The organism is Stenotrophomonas maltophilia (genome assembly GCF_039555535.1).
Lineage (GTDB): Bacteria > Pseudomonadota > Gammaproteobacteria > Xanthomonadales > Xanthomonadaceae > Stenotrophomonas > Stenotrophomonas maltophilia_Q.
On record NZ_CP154630.1, the window covers coordinates 2,267,868 to 2,289,585 of the forward strand.

Below are 21,718 nucleotides of genomic sequence, written 5' to 3' on the forward strand. Positions count from 1 at the left end.
ATGACCGACGCACTGCTGGAACTGCATGGCGTATCGCGCAGCTATCGCTCGGGTGCTGGCGAGATTGTGGTGCTCAAGGACGTTTCCCTGCGCATCGACGCCGGTGAATTCATCGCCATCATCGGCCCGTCGGGTTCGGGCAAGTCAACGCTGATGAACATCCTCGGCTGCCTGGACAGGCCGACCGAGGGCAGCTATCGGGTGAACGGCGAGGCCACCGAGCAGATGGCTCCGGATACGCTTGCACGGCTGCGCCGCGAGCATTTTGGTTTCATCTTCCAGCGCTACAACCTGATGGAGAACCTGAGCGCTACCGAGAATGTAGCGCTGCCGGCGGTCTATGCCGGCATGGAGGCGGAAGCACGCACGGCCCGCGCGCGCAGGCTGCTGGAAACGCTCGGCCTGGGTGAGCGCACCGCGAACCGGCCGAGCCAGCTGTCCGGTGGCCAGCAGCAGCGCGTGTCCATTGCCCGTTCGCTGATGAACGGCGGCGCCATCGTGTTGGCCGATGAGCCGACAGGGGCGCTGGACCATGCCAGTGGCCAGCAGGTGATGGCCGAACTGAAGCGCCTGCATGCACAAGGCCACACGGTGATCCTGGTCACGCACGACGCGGCGATCGCGGCCAACGCCAAGCGATTGATCGAGATCGCAGACGGCCGGGTGGTGGCCGACCGCGGTGAGCGTGGCCCGGCTTCTGCATCTGTAGTGACCGCGCCCGATCGCGGTGTTCCATCAGTTACCGAGCGCCGCGCACGCATGGACGCCATACGCGAGGCCACGCGGATGGCCGTGCGGTCGATGCTGGCCCATCGCCTGCGCACTCTGCTGACCATGCTCGGCATCATCATCGGTGTGGCGGCCGTGGTGACGGTGGTGGCGCTGGGCAAGGGCGCCCAGGCGCAGGTGGAATCACAGATAAACGAACTCGGTGCCAGTACGCTGGAGATCTTCCCCGGTGCCGATTTCGGCGACCCCCGCTCGGCAGAGATCGAGACACTGGTGGTCGGCGACGCGGATCATCTTGGGGCGTTGAGCTACGTGGACAGCGTCAGCCCGAACCTGACCGGATCAGTGGCTGCCCTGCAGGGCAGCCGTCGTGCCAACACCCAGGTGCTGGGCGTGGGGGCCGACATGCTGCGCGTGCGTGGACTGCGACTGAAGGCGGGGCGCTTCTTCACCGGCGCTGAAGTGAGTGAGCATCGTGCGCTGGGTGTGGTCGACCAGAAGGCCGCCAAGGCGCTGTTCACGGGCAACCCGATCGGCAGCACGGTGCTGCTGGGTGGCATGCCGGTGGAGGTGATCGGCGTGGTGGGGGCCAATGCATTCGCTGGCGGCGCAACCCCCACGGTCTACGTGCCCTACACCTCGGCGGCGTCGCGACTGCTGGGCAGCCAGCGCCTGGAGAGCATCACCGTACGCGTGCGCGACAATGTACCTACCAGCGCCGCAGAGGCCTCGCTGGGTGCCGAACTGGAGCGCCTGCATGGTCGCCGCGATTTCTTCATCTACAACGCCGACCAGATCCGCAGGGCAGTGATGAAGTCCAGCCAGACCCTGGCGGCGCTGGTCTCCGCCATTGCTGCGGTGGCGCTGGTGGTGGGTGGGGTGGGGGTGATGAACATCATGCTGGTGTCGGTGAAAGAACGCGTGCGCGAGATTGGCGTGCGCCTGGCCGTGGGCGCGCGGCAGGGTGACATCCTGCGCCAGTTCCTGATCGAGGCGGTGCTGATCTGCCTGTTCGGCGGCGTGCTGGGGGTGCTGCTTGCATTCGGCGTGGGGGCGCTGTCCAGCCTGCTGTCGCTGGGTGTGCCGTTCCTGTTCACCGCCGGGCCAGTGCTGGCTGCGCTGGCGTGTTCCTCGGCAATCGGGCTGGGCTTTGGCTACTTCCCGGCACGCAGTGCAGCGCAACTGGACCCCATCCAGGCGCTGGCGGCCGAATAGGGCCGCACCCGCTGCTGGAACCTGTAGAGCCGAGCCCGCGCTCGGCTGCTCTTCGGCCTCTTCCGCGCGCAGCAAGCCGAGCGTGGTCTCGGCTCTACAGGAGCGGCGCTGGCGGCGGGGTGGGTGTGTCAGCGCGGCGGGAACTCAATGACGATGTCGTTCAGCGGCAGCTGACTCCCATGCTGCGCGGTCGCGCCGGGTGTCCAGGCCTCCCCTTGGCCGAACAGCTGCGCTTCGCTTTCAGGGCCGAAATCGTTGAAAGCCTGGAAGACATAGGGGATGCCCTCGGAGCCTTCGAACGTTGCCTTGTTGGAGAGCTGGAAGTGCAGATGCGGGGCGGCGGAGTTGCCCGACTGCCCAAGCTGGGCCAGCGCCTGTCCGCGCTGGACGCGCTGCCCGGGTTCCACCTTGATGCTGCCGGTGCGCAGGTGGGCGTAGCTGGCAAAGATGCCCGGTGAAACTTCCAGGACAACGTAGTTGCCAAACAAGCCATCCGCCGTGAGCGAGGCGGGTTCCGGTTGCGCGGTCAGGGGCGCATGTTCGGGTTGCCCGTCACGTGTCGCGCGCACGATGCCGTCGGCCACGGCCAGCACGGGTGCTGCGTAGCCCACCCAATCCGAATGGCGGGTGTGCTCCAGATCGCTGGCCGTTGGGCGCACGGCGCGCCCCTGTTCGTCGACGCCGACCAGATCGAGCGCGAAGCGCTGCGGAATGGTCAGGTCACCATTCACTGCCACCAGGCTGCCCCAATGGTGTGACTGCGCCGCGCCGGGCCCTTCATGGGCAAGCCATCGGCCACCCCGTAGGGGCGGGCCGAGCGCCATCACCTTCGCCGCGCTGACCGCAACAAGGGCGCCGTCCAGCGCCACGCTGCCGTGGTGCTCGGTGCCCAGCAGCATGCGGTGCCGGAGGGTATGCGGCACGCGATCGGCGGCGGGCAGTGACAGCCACAGGAACACCACCAGGCGCTTGCCCGGTGCAATGGATATCGCCCCATCCTCTGAAGGCGATGGCCGTACCCAGTGGCGCAGGGCAGGGCCATCCAGGCTCAGCAGCGGAATGCTGGAATCGTCGCCGAACACCTGCAGCGATTGCGGCAGCAGCGCACCGGTATCGCCGTAGTAGTTGGTGATGTGCAGCTCGTAGGCCAGATGGCGCAGGCCGTCGCTGCCGACGAAGGGCGTCGGCGCGAAGGGTACCCGTGCTTCAACCGGTGCAGGGGCTGGTGCTGGCATCGCAGGAAAAGGAAGGAGCAACAGCAGCAGAGCCAGGCAGACACTGCGGATCATACGTGTTCCCCCAGGCCGACGGTGGCCGCTGCCGAGCATAGCGCCACGCCGGGGGCTCGAGGTATCAGGGCGCCGGCCGGGGATGCTGGCGCACCCGCGCGCGTTCCCGATACAGGCGACTGTCGGCACGCTGCAGGGTATCGGCCACCGATTCGCCCGGGGTGTGGTGGGTCGAACCGAGCGAGAACGGCGTCGGTGACTGTCCGGCCTTCTGCACATACCACAGTTCCAGCGCGGCCAGCCGTCCGGGTTCCGGCGCGGTCAGCACCACCATGAATTCGTCGCCGCCCATGCGCACCACGTGCTCCGCCGCACCCAGCGGGCCACGCAGGAAAGCGACGAACTCGACCAGCACCGTGTCACCCCGCGCATGGCCTTGGGTGTCGTTGATCCGCTTGAAATGATCCAGATCGAACATCAGGCAGGCCCATGGCTGGTCCGCCAATGCGTCCAGCCGAGGCAGGAAGCGTCGGTTGTAGCTCTGGGTGAGCGGGTCCTTGAAGGACATCTCGCGCAATTGCTGTTCCTGCATCCGCAGCGCCGTCACGTCCTGCGCATGGCCCAGCACGTACGGCGGACTGGCCTCGTTGTCGAGCACATTGTGATAGGCCCAGAAATGCCGGGTGCCGTCCGCAGCGATCAGCTCGATGACGCCAGCATCGGTGTGATTCACCGCAATGCGCTCGAGATAGGCCTTGAAAGCGGCGCGCTTGTCCGGCGGCATCAGGTCACACAGGCTGCGCCCGATCATCTGGCTCTCATGGAAGCCCAGTCACTGCACGGCGGCCGGATTGACCGATGTCAGCACGCCGTCCAGCGTGTGGGTGCAGATCAGGCCAAGGCTGTAGTGGAACAGGCGCCGGTAGCGTGTTTCGCTGGCTTCCAGGGCATCCAGTGCCGCGCGCTCTTCGGTGATGTCCTGGATGGCCCCAACCAGCCGCGGGCGTCCATCTACCTGCTGCCGCCCACCGACCACCCGGGTCCAGATCGCGCGCCCGTCGGCGGTGGTCATTGGCAGCTGCACCTCCCAGGACGTGCCTTCGTCGATGCAACGCTGCACTGCCGCGCGGATGATGTTGCGGCTGTCTTCGCGATAGAACGACAGCGCGGTGTCGAGCGTCGGTTCAAAGTTGCTGCGCACGCCGTGCAGCTGCTTGGTCTCACGGGTCCAGCGCACTTCGTTGGTGACCAGGTCCATCTCCCAGCCACCCACCCGTGCTGCGCGGTTGGTGCGTTCCAGGAAGTCCTCGCTGCGCTTCAGCTCTCGATGCAGGGCCTTGGCCTGTCCAACCTGGGCCATCAGCGTGCTGCGCTGCTCCAGGACCTGGGTGGTGACCCGCGCCAGATGCACCATCAGTTCGCGCTGGGAGGGAGACAGCACGCCGGGCATCGGGTCGAGCAGGCACAGCGTGCCAATGCGTGCACCATGGGCCGAGCCCAGCGGGATGCCGGCGTAGTGCCGGATGCGCGGCCCGGCGGTCACCAGGGGATTGGTCGAGAAGCGAGGGTCCTGGCGCGCGTCGGGTATTTCGAACAGCTCGTCGTGACGGATCGCATGCGTGCAGAAGGAGATCTCGCGGGCCGTTTCGGTGACGCCCTCCAGCCCGATATTGGCCTTGAACCACTGCCGGTCTTCGGCCACCACGGTGATCAGTCCCATGGTCATGCCGGTCGCGGCGCGGGCGGCGGCGACGATGGCATCGAACACTGGCTCAGGGGGCGTATCCAGCAGGTGCAGTCGTTCGATTTCGAGCAGACGTTCGGCTTCGTCCATGGCGCTTTTCAGGGCTGGGTAGCGAGGGCGGTTGCGGCGGCTGGCTGGCGCTACGCTTGTGCGCACGGCGATATGTATCGCCATGGCGGAGTGATGCCGATGTGAGGTGGCCGCGCCCGCTCAGTGTTGTTGGAGCGATGCCTGCAGGGCGGTGGCCAGTGCGGCATCGCCGGATAGCAAGTCCTGCCAGCGTAGCGTGATGCCCTTGCGTCGCCCCTTTCCGACCAGCTTGAGGCCTTCGGGGTCCACGGTGAGGGTATAGGGCCGGCCATCGATGTCCAGTTCGCGACGCAGTGGTTTGTCGAGCGGGGTCATCATCGTTTCCTCGCAGGGGCGGGAGTACGACGTGGCTGGATCGATACGTGACGATTGTCACGTATGTGCCAGCGCCAAGGGAAATCGACAGCGCGGGTAATGCCGATGCGTGGACCCACTACCGGGTCGGACGGAGGCGGGGTCCCATCGCTTGCGATCATGATGCCATGGCTGCCGGTCACCAGGTCGGCGCCGTCGAAACTGCGGTCCAGCCCGAATGCCTGCGAGAGCTTGCCGGGGCCGCTGGCCAGATCGTGGTCCCGGCGCGCGGTGGGGCGCAGCTCGTGCATGCGCTCAAGGCCTGCCAGCGGCTCGACGGCCCGCAGCAGCACCGCCACGCCGTCACCGACCTCTCCGCAGACCACGTTGCTGCCCCAGTGCATGCCGTAAGTGAAGTAGACATACAGGTGGCCGGCCTCACCGAACATGCTGGCCGTGCGCGGCGTCTGCCCCCGATAGGAGTGCGCCGCCGGATCGACGCTGCCCGCGTAGGCCTCGACTTCAACGATGCGACCGGCTCGGCCATCGTTACGGACCAGAAGTTTGTTGAGCAGCTCGGGCGCAACCTCGACGGGCGGGCGCCGGTAGAAGCTGCGCGGGAGGATCTGAAGAGAGGCGGGCAACCAATCCGGCACGGTAGAGGCAGGCTCGGGCAAATGTTGGTGGGACTGTGGCATTGGACTGGTGAAACGGGCGCAGGCGCAGCGTCATTCCGGCGCGGGCGGCGCCGCCAGCGTGGCGCGCCGGGCGGCATAGACCTCGGGCGTCTGCGGTTTGATGAACAGTGCCACCAGTTCCGGATACTCGCGCTTTACCGCCGTTTCGATGCGGGTGATGCAGGCTTCAATCTGTGGGGTCTGCCGATCGTCCTCGAACTCGGCGCTGAGCATGGCCACCACCTGTTCCGGGCCCATCTGCATGGTGGTCACGCCATTGGCGCGGCGCAGGTCCGGATCGGTTTCGGCCACCGCCATGATCCGCTCGGCCACCGCGGGGTGGGCAGGCTCTCCAACCAGCAGGCCCTTGGTTTCACGGGCCAGGAGGAAGGCGGTTGCGGCCAGCACGCCGGCGATGCACAGCGACGCCACACCATCAAGCACCGGCATATCCAGCACCTGCGCGGCCACCAGGCCGATCAACGCGAAGCCCAGCCCGAGCAACGCAGCGCTGTCTTCCAGCAGTACGGTGAAGGTGGAAGGGTCCTTGCTGCGGCGGAAGGCTTCGAAGTAGCCAAGTTTGCCTTTGGTACGCCGGAACTCCCGCAGCGCCACCCACCAGGAGGCCCCCTCGAACAGGATGGAAATGCCCAGCACGCTGTAGCTCAACGCATGATTGGTGGCCGGCTCCGGCCGGCGGATGTGCTGGATGCCCTCGTACGCCGAGACGCCGGCGCCAGCGGCGAACACCAGCAGGGCGACGATGAAGCTCCAGAAGTACAGCTCGCGGCCATAGCCGAATGGATGGACCGGGTCCGGCGCCTTGCGGGCACGGCGCAGTCCATACAGCAACAGCAGTTCATTAAGGGTGTCGACCAGCGAATGCACGCCTTCGCTGAGCATGGCCGAGCTGCCGGAGATGCCGGCAGCGATGAACTTGGCGATGGCAATGGCGAGGTTGCCGGCGAGTGCGGCATAGATGACCAGGCGGGAACCGGTGGGAGCGGACATTTCGGCAGCGGGGTGAGGCGGACGCCTGATCTTCCCGTTCAGCGCGTGCCCACTGCGTGCACGGTGCGATCAGCGTCCCTTGGGATTGAGATACAAACGCGCCCCATCCGATTCACGGTACCCCGTCCAACGCCCGCCTCCCGACGCGCGGAACCGCCCGAACACCGTGTTGCTGGTGTCGGTCAGCTGCAGCTGGTTGCCCGACAGCACCCAGCGGTTGGCCGAGAAGAAGCCATCCGGGCAGCCGGCAGGCACATAGGCATTGTAGCCGCCGAACCACTCGATGTTCTTCAGCTCGATGGTGCAGGTGCTGCCGTTCTCCTGGCCCAGTGTCCAGCTGCCGAACAGGTCGCTGTCGCGCAAATCGCGGCCGCCACGGTGGCGGTCTTGGCGCCAGTCGTCGTTGTCGTCGTGGGAACCGAAGCCCACGACGATCTCTTTGCTTCCGCTGCGTGACTCGGACTGCGAGATGCCGCTGGTGGTGGTCTGGGTGGTCACCGCGCCACTGCCCTGGGTCTGGGTGCTGCTGGATTGCGTGGTCTGGTCGGTGTGGGTGGTCTGTCCGCCGAAGCCGAACGAGGCGTCCTGGGCGAGGGCGGGCAGGGCCAGGCAGCACAACGCGGACAGGCAGGTACGGGCGAGCACGGCAGCCATTGCAGCATCCTCGGAAGGGTGGACCGCGCGAGTATCGAACCGGTGGGGCGGGAGACGGTGTGAGGGTGTGCCCTGGGGCAGCCCAGCGAAGGCTGGGTGCTGTCTGCTGAAGGGTAGTGCCGGCCGCCGGCCGGCTCCTCTTTGGCGCCCAGAGACCGAAGGAATGCCGGCCAGCGGCCGGCACTACCCGCAGCCAGGCAGGGCCTGGCGCTACGGGTCGGGCTTTACCCGCACCACCCGTTTCCGGTACTCATACACATTGTCACCGCGGATGCGCTTCTCCTCGGTACCGGTGACCCTGCCCACCTGCTGGTCCGAGCCGGTGACGGGCTTCGCCTCGATCTCGGTTTCATGCTCGAAGGAGTGGGATTTGTCGGTGTTGCGGTAATAGCGGTACAACGCCCAGTACAGCGCGGTTGCGCCGGCCGGACCTGCCGCCAACAGCCAGAGGCCACTGTCGTCGCTCATGTCGATGCCACCAGGAATGCTATTGCGAGGGCTTCAATGACGGTGCCGGTGGCCAGTGCCGCCAGCAGCATCTTCCATTGCTGCACGGGTACGCTGCCCATGGTCTCGCCGGTGCGGCCATTCACTGCGATGTAATGCAGCATGCCGCCGTTCTTTCCCGGCTGATGGTAGGAATACAGCCACACCGGCAGGTACATCGATACCCAGCGGGTACCATGCACCTCCAGCTGTTCCTGTTCCCAGCGCACGCCACGGTTGTAGCGCTTCACCGAACCTTCCACCTGTGCGCGGGCAATCGACAGCAGCTGGTCTTCCAGCCGCGGCCGCAGTCTTTCCACATCCAGGTTGCGCTTCTCCGAAGTGAAGCCGGCCAGGTACGAGGCGTTCCACTTCACCGCGTTCTTGGTGTCGAACGGCAGGATGGTGTTGATGATGTTGTTGGTGTTGGCGCGAGTATCCAGATTGCCGCGCTCGGCCGAGGATTCCAGTGGCAGGTCATCGACGGTGAAATCCACCTGGCGCTCGACCTGGTAGACATCGGCGTCGTACAGGGTGCGCTTGTTCTTCTCGCTGCCCACCGTGTATTCGCGCGTCTTGATCTCGCCCTTGCCGGCCACGGCCGCGCTGACATTGCTGTCGACGATCATGTAGGGCAGGAATACGCCCACCACGTTTTCCGGGGTGAACTGGTCCTTGAACGCCTTCAGCGCAAACATCCGGCGCTTGTCGACGAACTGGCGGATGCGTGCGACCGCATCGTCCTTCTTGATATGGAAGGGCAGCACGGCATCTGGCACCGCGCCGTTGGCGATCTGCTCGTTGACGCCGAAGACGTGGCGGCACCAGTGGCAGCGCGTTGTCATCGTGCTTTCGGTATTGACCATGACTTCGGCGCCGCAGCCGGTGCACTTGAACGTCATCAACGCCGAGGTGTTGGCATCGATGTCGCGTGCGCCGGAGGCGATGACGGTGCCGCGCAGCTGGTCGATGGCCTCGCCCAGCCCGAATTCCTCCTCGACCCGCGCGCCATGCCATTCGTGACGGCAGTACAGGCAGACCAGGATATCGGTGCCGGCCTTGGGTCGGATGTCGGTGGCGCCGCACTTCGGGCAGCGGTTGAGGCCATCCTTCAGCTCGCTGGCCGAGGTGTCGATGGCAACCGGATCAGGCGCTTCCACTTCATCGCGGATCGCCTGCGGCAGCGTCGAAGTGTCCAGCGGGAAGCTGCCGGGCAGGGGAGGGACGTCCTGCGGCGAACCCGGCCGATCCAACGACGCCGCCGGCAGGGGCGGCGGCGTCGCGGGCACGGATCCGGGCAGCGGCGGTGGGCCGTTTCGGGGATCGGACATGTGGTGTATGCGTCCTGCCGGTTACAGGCCCAGTGCCTTGGCCTTGAGCGCGTCGTAGTCACTCTGGGTGATCAGGCCCAGGTCCAGCATTTCCTTCGCCTTCTTCAGCTTGGCGACCGGGTCGTCCGCAGCCGGGGCCACCGGCTGCTGCATGCCGCCGACACCGAACATGCCAGATGCCATGCCGACTCCGACCAGGCCTGCCGCGCCGCCATTCTCGCCTGCCGACTGGATGCCCTGGGCAACACTGGCCTGCAGGTTGGAGTTGCCACGCGCACCGGACAGCGCATCGGCGCGCTGCACGGTCTTCAGCAGTTCGCGGGTGTTGGCGTCGTATTCGATCGAGACGATGGCGGTCTTGACGATGGCCAGGCCGCGGTCCGACTTCCACTGGTAGCCCTGTTCAACCGCGGCCGACAGGCTCTGCGCGAAGCCCAGCGAGTCCTGCTGCAGCTTGGTGATGCGGTTGCCCTTGCCCGGGTCGTTGGTGTACAGGCTGAAGGCCGGGGCCAGCGAACCGACCACTTCATTGAACAGTTGGTTGGCGGCGGCATTGTCCAGATCAGTGAAGTCGAACACCTGGCCGGGCCGCAGGTAGCTGGCCGGCACGAAGTTCTTCACGAACAGGATCGGGTCGACAATCTTCAGCGTGTACGAGCCACGGGTGACCGCGCCGACCTGGGTGTTGAGGAAGCCGTCGTCCCAGTAGATTTCCGACTGGGTGCCGAAGCGGTTGTCGGGCAGCTCCTTCAGCGAGACGAAGTAGGCGGCCTGCTGCGAGCCGGGCTGGCCGCCGAACTTGAAGCGTTCCCAGCTCTGCTTGATGAAGGTGCTGACCAGGCCGTCGCCGGCGAAGATCGACTGCGAGTTCAGATCGTCCGAGCGCCACTCATAGCCACCCGGTTCGGCGACGAACGCAGTGATCGCGCCGTCCTGGAACAGCAGCAGGCCGTAGCCTTCGGGCACGATGATCTTCGAGCCGTTGGTGATGATGTTGGACGAGCCGCTGGTGTTGGAGCCGCGTCCGGCATTGGTGCCCTGCGGCACCGCCGCGAACAGGGCCGCCGTGGACGGCAGGCCCGCCGGCACGGTGTAGAAGTCCTTCCACTGGTCGGCCAGAACACCGCCAACCGCACCCTTCACCGCCTGTACCAGACCCATGTCCAACTCCCTGTGATTCGAGGGCAGGCACCGTGCCTGCCGAGCTGGACTGAATATAGCAGCGGTGGGGGGCGGCAGTGGTGCCGGAACATGAATCCGGATCAGCGCCGGCCCGTGCCGGTTGGCCCGGCCCGTACAGCCTGCAGCACGGCCGCCATGTCCAGCGCCCCCGACCCGGACGCCAGTGCCTGTGCGAACAGCGCGTCGCTGGCGTCGATCAAGGGCGCATGCATGCCGACCTCATGGGCGGCAGCGGCTACCAGCCCACTGTTCTTGCGCACGTCGGTGATCGACGCCTGCACGCTGAAGTCGCCACGGACCATCTTGTCCAGCTTGATGCGTGATACTTCGCTGGCCATCGGCCCTGCGTTGAGCACCTGCGCGAAGCGGTCCAGCTCGATGCCGTGGGCTTCGGCGAAGTGCACCGCTTCGGCCAGGCCGGTGACCAGGGTGATCAGGTACAGGTTCACCGCCAGCTTCATGCGCAGCGCGGACGGCACTGCACCACAGCACACCGTTTGCCTGCCCATCGGTGCAACCAGTGGGGCGGCTGCCGCGAGGTCGGCATCCGCACCGGCCAGCAGGATCACCAGCTGCGCCGCTTCGGCCTGTACGCGTGAGCCGGACACCGGCGCCTCGACGTAGCGGCCGCCCGCGGCACGGATCTGCTCGGCCAGCGCCTGCGAGTACGCTGCCGAGCTGGTGCCCATGTTGATCAGCAGGCGGCCCTCGACCCGCTCGCCGAACGCCGCGCTATGGCGGTCGAGCACGCTGTCGATGGCATCGTCGTTGGCCAGCATCAGGATGAGGTGGTCGCAGGCCGCGAATACTTCGTCCACTGCCTCGCAGACGTCGATGCCGGCGGCGCGCGCGGCAGCATGGTTGCGGTCTGAGCGCGACCAGCCGCGTACCTCGTAACCTGCGCGAGCCAGATGGGCCGCCATGGGCGTTCCCATCACTCCAAGTCCCAGGAATCCGATGCGCATGATGGACGTCCGCTGGCCGCAGGGCGCCCATCATGCCATGGGCAGTGGCCGCTAGAGCATGTACGGAATCTTGAACGCCAAGGTGAAGTCCGGCGCATCCGGGGTCAGCCCGATGCCCAGCAGGGTGACCAGCGTGGTGTGCTGGTTCAGCGCGTAGGTCACGCCCAGATTCAGTGACGCCGCGTTGGCGTCGCTGCCGATCACCTTCGTCCACTTGCCGCCCTGGAAGCGGGTCGAGGCACGGGCGCTGATGCGGTCGCTGAAGGACAGGCTGAGGCTGGTGCGTTCATTGAACGCAAAGGCAACTCCGGCACCGAAGTACACCGAGCCGCCCAGCTTCACATCACCCGGGTTCACGGTATCCGGATTGCTGTCGATATCGTTGAACCCGCGCGGGATGGAGTGCACGTAGCCGATGTTGGCGAACAGGATCGCCGGATCAGCGGTCTTGACCATCGAGAGGCCCAGGTTGGCCTGCCATACGCCGTTGCCCGTGGGCTGTTCGCGCGGCACGGCGAAGCGGATGTAGTCGTCGTCATCACGCTCGATCACCTTCCAGTCCAGGCCGTAGGGCGCGCGACCGGTGGGCGCGGTCACGCCTGCCGTCAGTACCGTCTCGGGCCGCCAGCCACGTTCCCCGAACAGCCGGTAGTTGGCGCTCAGGCCGATATCGCCCAGGCCGTTGCCATTGGTCTCTTCCTGTGCAATGGCAGCAGCTGCGCCGCCCGCCCCACCTTTCTGGTAAACCGTGCGCCGTGCGAGGTAGGGCACGTCCAGGTTGAGGGTGAGGTTCGGGCTGACGCCCCAGCGCGCAGCCAGGTTGTAGGTGAGGGAATCGGACTCCACGTTCTCGATGGCGATATTGCCGAGGAAGATCGCGTCCAGTGCGAGGAAGCCGTTGAGGGTGAGCTGCTTGCGGTCGTAGCGGGCGTAGCTGAGGCTGTTTTCGACGGTGAAGCGGCGGGAAAACAGGGCCGATTGCTGCTGCTTCACATCATCCACGCTGCGTCGCGACTCCTGCTTCGCCTGCTGCGCCTCGGCCGCCGTGCTGGCGTAGCCTTCGCTGCGTGGTGGAACGGCTGCACCTGCACCGGCCTGTAGTGCCGTGCCGCGCTCTACTGCCGTTGCCGGAGCATTTGCGACTGCCGGATCCATTGGTCCAACCCGGCCACTCAATCGCGCCTGCATGGCCTGCACCTGCATGTCCAGTTCGCGCAATCGTCGAACCTCCTGGGCGTAGTTGCTTTTGAGCTGCTCCAGCTGGTTGGCCAAGGCCTGTACATCCGCATTGTCGTCGGCCGCCGCCGGAGGTGCGGCGAGGGCGGTGCCCGCCAGCGCCGCCAGCGCCACCGGGGTGATCCTCAGTAGGGTGTGCATGTTCGTGTCCTGCGTTGTGGAACGCGTCCCCCAATGCCGCGCCGTGTTACTGGCCCGGCCCCATGCCGCGGTTCAGCGCGATTGCCTGGGCCACGTTCTGGCTCAACGGCAGGTTGCCGCCCGCGGTGTTCCTCACCAGTTCCAGCCGCAGCTGGTTGCTGGCTGCCTGGCCGTCACCGGCCAGGGCGATGCCCTGGCCGACGCTGCCATTGCGTATCCATTGCTGCACCAGCCCCTGGCCGTCCACCTGCAGCATCAGGCGTGCCTGGTTGCCGTCCAGCACGGCACTGGCACGGATGCCGGCCTGCTGTGCGCTGGCCGCATGAGCGCCGTCGGATGTCGCCACGGGCACGGCACCGTCACGCACCACCAGCGTGGTGGCGTTGCGTGCGACGTTGCCATCGCCGGCCACCTGCACGCTCTGCACCAGCCCACTGGCGTTGGCCAGGCCGCTGCTGTCGATGCTGCGGCCGTGCGTGTCCGGTAACGGGGCGTCGGCGGCGGTCACATGCACGCTGGGCTGGAAGCTCAGCTTCGGGGGGCCGCCGCCGCGGAAGTCCATGCCCAGCGTCAGCGCGCCCTGCAGCGCGGCGCCGTTGCCGGCCTGCCATTGCGAGACCATGGTTACCCCGAACCAGGCCACGGTGTTTCCACCCACGGTGTAGCGGCCACGCATCAGGTTCAGTTCGGGATCCGGAATCTCTTTCAGGCCGCGTCCTGGCGCGCCCTCGGCTGCAAGCCGGGGCAGGGCAGGGCTTGCCAGCAGCAGGACCATCAACAAGGGGCGGCGGAACATGGCGAGGCCTCCTTCAGAACAGGTCGGCATGGCTGAAGCCGAAGTCGACCAGCTCGGCATCGGTGATCGGCCCCTGTCGCGCGAAGAGCGCGCGGGCACTGGGCCGTTCGTTGGGTTGCAGCAATACCGTGTTGCGATCGAAATCACTGCCGATCACCACGAACACGGCACGTGAGGGCCAGGCGGCCAGAAACTCCGGCAGGGCCAGGCTGCGGTTGCCGAGGATCGGGTCTGCCACTTCCACGATGCCCTCACGGACCTGCTTGAGCACCACGAAATGGCGGAAGCCGCGCACGTCCATCAGTACCAGGCCGGGAACGCGCAGTGTGCGCAGGCGTTGTTCGTCGATGCGGTAGCCGCGCCCACGCATGCCCAGTGACTCCACGTAGCGCTTGATGTCGAGCAGCGAAAAGCCGCGTTCGGCGACCAGCGCCGGATCGGATACCCCCATCATCCCTTCGATGACCGTCGCCTCGTCGGTGTCCAGGTGGTAGGCGTGGCGCAGGATGGTCGCCAGCGCCGCAGCCCCGCAGCTGTAGTCGGTGTGCTGGCGTACCACGTTGCGGTAGCGCCGCTCCTGCATGCTCTCCACCGTCTGCTGCAGCAGCGCGCCATTGGGCAGCACGCCACTGAAGCGCACGTCGCCCGCCCACGCAGATGCAGTGGCCAGCAGCAACAGGCACGAGAGCAGGCGCATCGAAAGACGGCAACGGATCATCACGGTCTCCGGCGGCAGGGGGGAGCCCCTGTCCCAAGGGGGAGGAGGAACAGGGGCTCCCGGGAACCCGGCCATTGGCGGACGGCCGGGGTGTTGCGCTTACTCGCCGCTGCCGCCACCACCGCCGGTGCTGGGCTGGGCGACTGCCAAGGCAAGGCTGTTGGCCTGCAGGTTGCCGGTGCTGGACGCCACGTTCACGCCGATGTTGCCGGAGGCGCCGGAGAAGGCGCTGCCCGACAATGCCGAAGTGTTGGTGGCGTTGACGTTCACCCAGCGCGTGGTGCTGACCGTGCCGCTGAGGCTGGCATACAGGTCGGCCACGCCCAGTTCGACGAACTGGCTGGTGCCACTCTCACGCGTATCGAAGCCCAGGCCGCCCACCCCCGGCCGGTTGGGGTTCATCGTGGCGTTCTGGATCTGGTTGTCCAGGTCGATGTGGCCGGTGCTGTTGCCACTCGGGTGCGGCAGTTCGCCATTCCAGGTGTCCAGATAGTAGTTCGCCATCTGGTAGGCGTTGCCGGTGCCGCGGTAGGTGCCCGCGCCATAGGCCAGGGTCAGGCCGCTGACACCGCCACGCATGCCGACCTGCACGGTATCCGTGTAGGACTGCACGAAGCCGGCGTTGCTGACCGTGTTGCCGGTGGAGACCTGGTTCGAACTGATGCTCGACTGCGCCACCGCCGTGGTTGCTACCGAGGCCGCGAGCGCGTTCTTCTGCTCGTTGTTGTTGCCCGAAGCGATGTTCACGCCGATATTGCCGGACGCGCCGCCGAAGGCATTGCCGCCCAGGCCTGCGGCGTTGGTGACGCCGGAGTTCATGGTGGCGTTGCCGAAGCCAGCCTGGTTGACGAACACCTCGGCGTCGGCCATGCCGAAGCTGAAGGATGCATCGGCAGCGGACAGCGACGCGGCGTTGTCCTGCGCGTTGTTGTCGCCCGATACCACGTTGAAGCCGAGATTGCCCGATGCACCGGCACCGACGCTGTCACCGATGGAGGCGCTGTTGGTGACCAGGCTGTTGCTGGTGGCGTTGTTGCTGATCGACTGGCGATTGTCGATCACGGCGATGGCGGCCGAGTCGAGGTCGATGTCACCGGTGATGTTCGGGTCGCCGGAGAAGTTGATGTCGGTACTCAACCGCAGGTCCTTCTCCAGGTTCACGTCGACGCCGTGGTTGTTCTTTTCCTTGCGTTCGTCGGCCTGGATGTTGCTGTGCTTCTGCACATTGACGTTGACGGTGCGGTTGCGCACATCGTTGTCGGTGTGGTTGTGCGTGTCGTTGCGGGTTTCGCTGACGGTATGGTTGTGGTTGATGTTCGCGTTGGCGTTCTGGTTGTCCCAGCCATTGGCCGCGGCGGCGGTCGAGGCAGTGGCAATCGCCATGGCGAGCATGGTCTGTTTGACGGTCGCTTTCATGGTGCCCTCTCTCTCATCAGGTGGTGCATCGGTTGGGTGGTTGTCACGGGCGGTCCTGCACGACCAGGCCCAGTACGTTGGCCGTGTCGTTGCCGCTGCCCGCTATCTGATTGAGTTGCAGGACCCCGTCGAATCCCCGCAGCGCGGTGCTGGCCACACCAACGCTACGGGTGCCCGTCGCAACGCCGCGACCGGCGTCGTCCCGCCCCCCTGCCAACGCGGAACCTTCGGCGGCCAAGGCCAAGTCGTCGGTTTCGCGTATGCCCTGTCGGGCCAGCGTCGCGCTGACGACGTTGAGCGTCGTGTTGGCGATGCCACTGGCCTGGTTGATGGATGCGATGCCGCTGGCACCCGCAAGTGCATCGCCGTCGATACCGGCGCGTGCGTGCAATGGCGCCGACAGCACCCGGTTGCCAGGCAGCAGTTGCTGGGCGCTGATCGCCACATCGGCGCGCTCGCCGGTGGCGATGCCGCGCAGGTTGGCCTGCTGGTTGAGGTCACCGGCGGCCTGGTTCACCGCGATCGCGCCATTGGCATCGGCCAATGCGCGGCCGTCGATACGGGCTACATCCAGATAGGCAAGCATGCCGCTGTACTCGTCGCAGTGCGCAAGCGACGGCGCCATCGCCAGCATCAGCAGCGGCAGGCAAGGGCGTTTCACTTGCCACCTGCCGGGGCCGGACCCTGCAGCGGGAACTGGGCGAGGGCGCCGCGCACCGTATCGCCAATGCCGCGTGTGCTGTTGCCCACCGCGCCCAGCGGACCGCTCATGGCGCCGCCGAGGCTGCTGCCGGCCATGCCGTCGCTGCTGCGGCCGAGCGTGCCACCAAGGGCCTGCTGCGTGACGCGCTCGACCGTCGTCCCCCCCGGCGCCGAAGCCGGAGCGGCGTGCCCTGCACCCATGCCTGCATAGTCCTCGTCGCTCAGCTCGTCCATTGCGCCGCTACCGGCGCGGGTGCCAAGCGCGGCGGCGATCTCGCGCTGAGGCTTTGGATCGGCAATCAGCGCCATGCCCGGTGGCGCCATCCGGTAGGCGGGGCGCGCCGACACATCGCGCAACAGGACGATTTCGCCCGGTTGTGCCTTCACCGCTTGGCGCGCGCCGGAACCGGCTGCGTTCATGGCGACCGACAACAGGGCCAGCGCCAGGGGTGCCGCCAGGTCACGAATGAGGGTGGTGCCGTCCATGCCGATCTTCCGCGGTGGGTGCGGCGGAACTACGCATCAACCGTGCCAAGTGCCGGAGGCCCGTGCCGCAACCGGCGGCCGGGGTGCGGCGCGGCCGGGTGGCGCCAGGGCGTTACAACGGCGTCGGGAAATTGTGGGGATTGCGCAGCCCGCAGCTGCCACAGGGCAAGGCGGATGCCCGACTGTCGCATTGTTGTTACAGGTGACATCGCCGACTGCAACGGTGCCGCTTCAGCCGGTGATTTCTTGACGCGCTGCTCATTGCGCTGCCGTTTAGCGCAGCGCTAGCATCCGCCCATCAAAGGCCGCCCCGGTGGCCGAAGAAGTCCCGGCGGGGGGCGGCACGCCGGTGATTGCCTGACAGTCCGCCGACGGTGTCCGGATGCTGGGGGAAGCATGGCGGCGGTCCCGGAGGCTTCAACATCGCGCTGCGTACTCTGGTTCGGCGAACCGCTGGCAGGCGAGCGCAGCGCGCTGGCGGCCGCAGGCTGGTGTGTACGCAGCATCCATCCCGATCCCGGCATGGCCATTGGCCTGCGTGGACGCGATCGACTGCTCGCCGTCGTCGATCTACGCCATATGGACGGGCCGGCGCTTCAGCTGCTGATGCCGTGGATCGAACAGCACCAGCATCTGCCCTGGCTGGCAGTGCTGCCGCCCGGCGCAGGGGCCACGCCAACGGCATGGCTGCCGCTGCTGCAGTTCTGCCTGGCGCGCTTCACGCTCCCGTTCGGCCTGCAGGACCTGGTCAGTGCGATGCGCCAGCAGTTCGATGCGGATGAACCCTCTGCTGATGGCGCGTGCAACGGGCAGGGGCCGCGCGCATTGATCGGCGAGAGCCCCGCACTGCATGCCGTGCGCACGGTGCTGCACAAGTTCGCTCCGGTGGAACTGCCGGTGCTGGTCACCGGTGAAACCGGCACCGGCAAGGAGTTGGCCGCGCACGCGCTGCATGCGTTGTCCGGGCGCGCGGGCAGGCCATTCATCGCCGTCAATTGCGGTGCGATCCCGGCCAACCTCGTGCAGTCGGAGTTGTTCGGGCATGAGCGCGGCTCGTTCACCGGTGCCGACAAGCGCCAGATCGGCGTGTTTGAAACGGCCCAGGGCGGCACCGTATTCCTCGATGAGGTGGGCGACCTGCCGGCGGAGGCCCAGACCAGCCTGCTGCGGGTGCTTCAGGAAGGCACCTTCGAGCGGGTCGGCAGCAGCCAGCCGTTGCGCGCCGACGTGCGGGTGCTTGCCGCAACCCACGTCGAGCTGGAGCACGCCGTGGCCCATGGCCGTTTCCGCAGTGATCTCTACTACCGCCTCAACGTGCTGCGGCTGCTGATGCCGCCGCTGCGCGAACGTGGTGCCGATGTGCAGCTGCTGGCCGAGCACTTCCTGCGCTGCTTCCGGTTGCGTCACACGGTTCGCGCACGCGGCTTTTCGGCGGCGGCGATCCAGGCGATGCGCCGCTTCGACTGGCCGGGCAATGTCCGCGAACTGCTCAACCGGGTGCAGCGCGCTGCGATCATGGCCGAAGGGGAACTGATCAGCGAGCGGGACCTGGAACTGGGCGCACCGGTGCCGGCCCCACCCGGCGCGATGCTGCACGATGCGCGTGGACAGGCCGAACGTGATGTGCTGCTTCAGACCCTGCGCCAGACCGGCTACAACGTCTCCGAATGTGCGCGCCAGATGCAGATTTCGCGGGTGACGGTGTACCGGCTGTGCCGCAAGCACCGGCTGGAGCTGCCCGCGCAGCGCTGATCAGCCGGTCGCCAGGTGCTTGAACAGGCGCAACGGCTTGCCCGCGACGCGCTCGATCACGCCCTTGGCTTCAAGATCCAGCTGCACGGCCTTCAGCCACCAGCCGGCTGTGGCACCTGCCGGGAACAGCGCGGCGGGTAGATGTGGCAGCAGTGCCTGCTTTGCCTGCGCAACGGTCAGGCCGGGCGGTTGTGCCGGCAGGGCCCTCAGCAAGGCATGGCGCATGGCCAGATACTTGGCACGATCCACGTGCTGGATGTGCCCGGGCGTGGTGATGCTCTCGATCTCGATCCGCTCGTGCTCAGACATGGGTATCTCCCGCGACTTCGATGCGTGGGCTGCGGAGGCCCATGGCGATCCACGCTTTCATCAACCGGGCATAGAATTGCAACGACCGGATCTCCAGGTTCGGCACATCGTCGGGAAGGACAGACGCATCCGGAAGATCACTGACCATGGTCCGCATCTCCACGGCGGGTCTTGCCGATGCCGGCCACAACAGGCCATACAGGCTCAGCCAATGGCCGCCGCTGAACTCAAGGAAGAGAGGGGTATTGCAGCAGCCCGCTAGGACGCGGCGGCTGCCGCCCCTGCTGGACAATCGCAACGCGCGCAGCATGGAATGTCCGGCATCGATGCTGACGCGATCCTTGCGATGCATTACGAAGAGCGTCTGGCCGTGCGGGCCCAGCACGGCCGGTGCTTGGGGCATCGACTGCAGCATGGCGCCGGCCTTGCGACAGCTGTCGCAGCAGCATTCTACGGTGGCAATGGGCTGGCCCGTGGCGGTCAGGCGCACCTGGCCGCAGGCGCAGGCAAGGGACTGGTGTGAGGCCATCTTCGTTTTCTCCTGGGGTGGTCATCCTCTCGACGAACCGGGGCGCCGGAAATCGACGGCATCCGCCTTCAGGGGCGCGTCATCCGATAGCGGATGCGGTACAGGTCCAACCCTGCACCGTCCGCGCGCCGCGCCGAATAGGTCAAGGTGCCGGGTTGCGAGCCATCCAGCATCGCGCCGTAGCTGTCGCCGGAGACCTCGTTCAAGGGGGAGGGCAATGCATGGCCCGTGTCATAACGGCCTCCACGCTCGTAGGCAATGAACTGGCGCACCGGTGCCCTTCCGAAGTCCAGGGCGCGGGCAAACACGAGCGTCCGGCCGTCGCCCAGGAAGGTGGCATCGAACTCCTGCGCTACGGTATTGAGGTCTCCCGCCAGCGGCCGGGCACGCTCCGCGACGCCACGGACCATCGTTGCGATGTAGAGGTCATGGCCACCCGCACCGCCTGCGCGATCGCTGGAGAACAGTAACGTGCCTGCATCCGGCGAAAGCATCGGCGCGAACTCATCGGCTGCGCTGTTCACTGCGGGGCCAAGATTGATCGGCTCCCCGAATCGACCGTCGCTCCCCATGCTGACCCGATACAGATCGCCGCCGCCCTGGCCGCCTGCGCGATCCGAACAGAAGTACACCACGCGGCCATCGGCGGAAAAGGCGGGATCGAAGTCGCGCCCCGGCGTGTTGAACGGCACCGGCGTCGCCAGCCGCCAGCGCTGCCCATCGTGGCGGGAGACCCAGATGTCATACCCGCCCGGACCGCCGGGCCGGTTGCGGCTGAACCACAGCGCGGTCTTTCCGTCGGGGCTCAAGGTCAGTCGAATCTCGTCGTACTGCGTGGATGCAACGCCCGGGGCAAAGCGCTCGGCCGGGCCGACGATCTGCAGTCCCCTTGATGGAGACGCGGGGGGGCGACGCAGCAACCAGCAGCACCACGGCCAACAGCGTCTTCATGCCTGTCGCTCGAAATCGCTGACCCAGTTGGTTTCCCAGCTGCGCCCACCATCGGCCGAGGCCGCCTGTTCCCAGCGCGCCGAACGCGGGGTAATGCGTGACCAGATCACCCGTGTCTGGATTGATCGACCGTCGTGCTGGTCTTCGCCGAAGAAGTGGCCGACACCGGCCTCGAAGCCACCGCGCAGCGGCGCGCCGATCCGGGTCGGCTCCCGGCCATCCAGCCACCAGCTCAGCCAGTGCTGCTCCGCCGCATTCCAGGCACGGATGCCCATGCCGCGCAGCGGTGCTCCAGGCACGTCCATCAGGTTGTCACCCACGTTGCCGAATCCTCCCAGTACCGGCCAGTTGTGCAGGGTGCCGTTGAACGCGTCCCACGCATCGCTGCCTGCCAGCCGAGCGCGCAGGCGACGATGGCGCACGTTCCAATGGCCCACCAGGAAATCAAAGTCGCCTGGTGCATCCGGCAGCTTCGGAAGCGGAGAGGGGGCCGCAGCAGTGCGGCGAAACCAGTTGCGCCAGTTCACTTCCCAGTGCGCACCGGCATCATCGGAGAACGCCTGTTCCCACCACGGCTCCTCGCCGTGGATGTCATGCCAGCGGAACCAAACATCGATGGGGCGCCCGTCGATCCGGTCGGTGCCATGGAAGCTGCCGGCGTTGCCTTCGAAAACACCGCGCACGGGGGCTTCGATACGGGCAGGGTTGCGGCCATCGATCCACCAGATCGACCACAGGGAAGACACCGGATCAAATGCACGCACGCCCAGGCCCCTGTAGGGGCCCGAAGGCAGCGCCATGACGTTGTCATCGATGGTGCCGAGTCCGCCCAGGGTGAGCCATACCGCGCTGGAGCCGGTGAAAGACTCCCAGCGGGTATCGCCCACCAAGCGCTCCTTCAGGCGTTGGTGCCGGACCTGCCAGTTGCCCTGCAACCATTTCCAGTCTTCGCTGTGGCCGGGCAGGGCCCACCCGGAGGGCAGCGCCGTGGACGCTGCCGCGGCGGCCAGGGTTGCCAGGAACTGCCGTCGATCCATGTGCGTGATCCCCTGTCGAAGGTGCCTCCATCGTTGCG

General features: G+C 66.7%; 20 protein-coding genes and 2 pseudogenes. 2 read left to right on the forward strand and 20 right to left on the reverse strand.

From position 1 onward, the window contains the following. Positions 1-1,944: a MacB family efflux pump subunit gene (locus AASM09_RS10475; RefSeq protein ID WP_049430467.1), complete on the forward strand. Its 1,944-nt coding sequence runs from the start codon at positions 1-3 to the stop codon at positions 1,942-1,944. Between the two features lie 128 nt (positions 1,945-2,072). Here AASM09_RS10475 and AASM09_RS10480 read toward each other — a convergent pair whose 3' ends face one another. The 16 genes and pseudogenes from AASM09_RS10480 to AASM09_RS10555 form a co-directional block, all read right to left on the reverse strand. Next, a complete protein-coding gene (locus tag AASM09_RS10480) occupies positions 2,073-3,179 on the reverse strand; it encodes a M23 family metallopeptidase (protein ID WP_157804750.1) in 1,107 nt (368 codons plus the stop codon). A gap of 118 nt (positions 3,180-3,297) precedes the next feature. Beyond that, a pseudogene (locus AASM09_RS10485) lies at positions 3,298-5,007 on the reverse strand (sensor domain-containing diguanylate cyclase). Between the two features lie 120 nt (positions 5,008-5,127). After that, positions 5,128-5,322 (reverse strand): hypothetical protein, encoded by a 195-nt coding sequence (locus tag AASM09_RS10490; protein WP_049430465.1) that lies wholly within the window; start codon positions 5,320-5,322, stop codon positions 5,128-5,130. Next, positions 5,322-5,957 carry a DNA-3-methyladenine glycosylase gene (locus AASM09_RS10495; RefSeq protein ID WP_049430492.1) on the reverse strand — a complete coding sequence of 212 codons (636 nt, stop codon included), beginning with the start codon at positions 5,955-5,957 and terminating at the stop codon, positions 5,322-5,324. The genes AASM09_RS10490 and AASM09_RS10495 overlap by 1 nt, the downstream gene beginning before the upstream one ends. Positions 5,958-6,029: 72 nt before the next feature. Next, on the reverse strand, positions 6,030-6,989 hold the full coding sequence (locus tag AASM09_RS10500) for a cation diffusion facilitator family transporter (protein WP_049430463.1): 960 nt from the start codon (positions 6,987-6,989) through the stop codon (positions 6,030-6,032). Between the two features lie 69 nt (positions 6,990-7,058). After that, positions 7,059-7,643 (reverse strand): AprI/Inh family metalloprotease inhibitor, encoded by a 585-nt coding sequence (locus AASM09_RS10505; protein WP_049430461.1) that lies wholly within the window; start codon positions 7,641-7,643, stop codon positions 7,059-7,061. Positions 7,644-7,853: 210 nt separating this feature from the next. Then, positions 7,854-8,111, reverse strand: a complete 258-nt coding sequence (locus AASM09_RS10510) for a hypothetical protein (protein ID WP_014037272.1) — start codon at positions 8,109-8,111, stop codon at positions 7,854-7,856. Continuing rightward, the gene (locus tag AASM09_RS10515; protein ID WP_049430458.1) at positions 8,108-9,460 is read right to left on the reverse strand and encodes a membrane protein; all 1,353 of its coding nucleotides are present in this window, start codon (positions 9,458-9,460) and stop codon (positions 8,108-8,110) included. Before AASM09_RS10515 ends, AASM09_RS10510 begins: the two co-directional genes overlap by 4 nt. A 21-nt stretch (positions 9,461-9,481) precedes the next feature. Then, positions 9,482-10,621: an SPFH domain-containing protein gene (locus AASM09_RS10520; protein WP_049430456.1), complete on the reverse strand. Its 1,140-nt coding sequence runs from the start codon at positions 10,619-10,621 to the stop codon at positions 9,482-9,484. Positions 10,622-10,722: 101 nt separating this feature from the next. Further along, complete coding sequence (locus AASM09_RS10525; protein WP_049430454.1) at positions 10,723-11,565, reverse strand: NAD(P)-binding domain-containing protein; 843 nt, start codon at positions 11,563-11,565, stop codon at positions 10,723-10,725. Positions 11,566-11,658: 93 nt separating this feature from the next. Further along, positions 11,659-12,984, reverse strand: coding sequence for a transporter (locus AASM09_RS10530; RefSeq protein ID WP_049430452.1), 1,326 nt, complete (start codon positions 12,982-12,984; stop codon positions 11,659-11,661). 46 nt (positions 12,985-13,030) lie between these two features. Beyond that, a complete protein-coding gene (locus AASM09_RS10535; protein ID WP_343369020.1) occupies positions 13,031-13,780 on the reverse strand; it encodes a hypothetical protein in 750 nt (249 codons plus the stop codon). Between the two features lie 13 nt (positions 13,781-13,793). Continuing rightward, positions 13,794-14,498 (reverse strand): C39 family peptidase, encoded by a 705-nt coding sequence (locus AASM09_RS10540; protein WP_049430449.1) that lies wholly within the window; start codon positions 14,496-14,498, stop codon positions 13,794-13,796. Positions 14,499-14,597: 99 nt separating this feature from the next. Continuing rightward, complete coding sequence (locus AASM09_RS10545; protein WP_343369022.1) at positions 14,598-15,914, reverse strand: adhesin; 1,317 nt, start codon at positions 15,912-15,914, stop codon at positions 14,598-14,600. 43 nt (positions 15,915-15,957) lie between these two features. Next, positions 15,958-16,548 carry a hypothetical protein gene (locus AASM09_RS10550; RefSeq protein ID WP_049430490.1) on the reverse strand — a complete coding sequence of 197 codons (591 nt, stop codon included), beginning with the start codon at positions 16,546-16,548 and terminating at the stop codon, positions 15,958-15,960. A gap of 23 nt (positions 16,549-16,571) precedes the next feature. Then, positions 16,572-17,102 carry a hypothetical protein gene (locus tag AASM09_RS10555; RefSeq protein WP_049430444.1) on the reverse strand — a complete coding sequence of 177 codons (531 nt, stop codon included), beginning with the start codon at positions 17,100-17,102 and terminating at the stop codon, positions 16,572-16,574. 396 nt (positions 17,103-17,498) lie between these two features. On the opposite strand from AASM09_RS10555, the gene AASM09_RS10560 reads away from it, so the two are divergent. Further along, positions 17,499-18,854: a sigma-54 dependent transcriptional regulator gene (locus AASM09_RS10560; RefSeq protein ID WP_049430442.1), complete on the forward strand. Its 1,356-nt coding sequence runs from the start codon at positions 17,499-17,501 to the stop codon at positions 18,852-18,854. On the opposite strand, the gene AASM09_RS10565 is transcribed toward AASM09_RS10560, so the two are convergent. The 4 genes and pseudogenes from AASM09_RS10565 to AASM09_RS10580 all read right to left on the reverse strand — a co-directional run bounded on the left by AASM09_RS10565 (position 18,855) and on the right by AASM09_RS10580 (position 21,680). Continuing rightward, positions 18,855-19,163 carry a DUF6958 family protein gene (locus AASM09_RS10565; RefSeq protein WP_049430441.1) on the reverse strand — a complete coding sequence of 103 codons (309 nt, stop codon included), beginning with the start codon at positions 19,161-19,163 and terminating at the stop codon, positions 18,855-18,857. It abuts the gene before it with no gap. Then, entirely contained in the window at positions 19,156-19,692 is a 537-nt protein-coding gene (locus AASM09_RS10570) for a GFA family protein (RefSeq protein WP_049430439.1), read from the reverse strand. Before AASM09_RS10570 ends, AASM09_RS10565 begins: the two co-directional genes overlap by 8 nt. Before the next feature lie 68 nt (positions 19,693-19,760). Next, positions 19,761-20,643 (reverse strand): annotated as a pseudogene (locus AASM09_RS10575) (TolB family protein). Beyond that, on the reverse strand, positions 20,640-21,680 hold the full coding sequence (locus AASM09_RS10580) for a twin-arginine translocation signal domain-containing protein (RefSeq protein WP_049430437.1): 1,041 nt from the start codon (positions 21,678-21,680) through the stop codon (positions 20,640-20,642). Before AASM09_RS10580 ends, AASM09_RS10575 begins: the two are co-directional and overlap by 4 nt. Positions 21,681-21,718 lie beyond the last annotated feature (38 nt).

Coding starts and splice junctions, on each gene's coding strand:
- AASM09_RS10475 (WP_049430467.1), top strand. CDS start 1: ATGACCGACGCACTGCTGGAACTGCATGGCGTATCGCGCAGCTATCGC.
- AASM09_RS10480 (WP_157804750.1), bottom strand. CDS start 3,179: ATGCCAGCACCAGCCCCTGCACCGGTTGAAGCACGGGTACCCTTCGCG.
- AASM09_RS10490 (WP_049430465.1), bottom strand. CDS start 5,322: ATGACCCCGCTCGACAAACCACTGCGTCGCGAACTGGACATCGATGGC.
- AASM09_RS10500 (WP_049430463.1), bottom strand. CDS start 6,989: ATGTCCGCTCCCACCGGTTCCCGCCTGGTCATCTATGCCGCACTCGCC.
- AASM09_RS10505 (WP_049430461.1), bottom strand. CDS start 7,643: ATGGCTGCCGTGCTCGCCCGTACCTGCCTGTCCGCGTTGTGCTGCCTG.
- AASM09_RS10510 (WP_014037272.1), bottom strand. CDS start 8,111: ATGAGCGACGACAGTGGCCTCTGGCTGTTGGCGGCAGGTCCGGCCGGC.
- AASM09_RS10515 (WP_049430458.1), bottom strand. CDS start 9,460: ATGTCCGATCCCCGAAACGGCCCACCGCCGCTGCCCGGATCCGTGCCC.
- AASM09_RS10520 (WP_049430456.1), bottom strand. CDS start 10,621: ATGGGTCTGGTACAGGCGGTGAAGGGTGCGGTTGGCGGTGTTCTGGCC.
- AASM09_RS10525 (WP_049430454.1), bottom strand. CDS start 11,565: ATGGCGGCCCATCTGGCTCGCGCAGGTTACGAGGTACGCGGCTGGTCG.
- AASM09_RS10530 (WP_049430452.1), bottom strand. CDS start 12,984: ATGCACACCCTACTGAGGATCACCCCGGTGGCGCTGGCGGCGCTGGCG.
- AASM09_RS10535 (WP_343369020.1), bottom strand. CDS start 13,780: ATGTTCCGCCGCCCCTTGTTGATGGTCCTGCTGCTGGCAAGCCCTGCC.
- AASM09_RS10540 (WP_049430449.1), bottom strand. CDS start 14,498: ATGATCCGTTGCCGTCTTTCGATGCGCCTGCTCTCGTGCCTGTTGCTG.
- AASM09_RS10545 (WP_343369022.1), bottom strand. CDS start 15,914: ATGAAAGCGACCGTCAAACAGACCATGCTCGCCATGGCGATTGCCACT.
- AASM09_RS10550 (WP_049430490.1), bottom strand. CDS start 16,548: ATGCTGGCGATGGCGCCGTCGCTTGCGCACTGCGACGAGTACAGCGGC.
- AASM09_RS10555 (WP_049430444.1), bottom strand. CDS start 17,102: ATGGACGGCACCACCCTCATTCGTGACCTGGCGGCACCCCTGGCGCTG.
- AASM09_RS10560 (WP_049430442.1), top strand. CDS start 17,499: ATGGCGGCGGTCCCGGAGGCTTCAACATCGCGCTGCGTACTCTGGTTC.
- AASM09_RS10565 (WP_049430441.1), bottom strand. CDS start 19,163: ATGTCTGAGCACGAGCGGATCGAGATCGAGAGCATCACCACGCCCGGG.
- AASM09_RS10570 (WP_049430439.1), bottom strand. CDS start 19,692: ATGGCCTCACACCAGTCCCTTGCCTGCGCCTGCGGCCAGGTGCGCCTG.
- AASM09_RS10580 (WP_049430437.1), bottom strand. CDS start 21,680: ATGGATCGACGGCAGTTCCTGGCAACCCTGGCCGCCGCGGCAGCGTCC.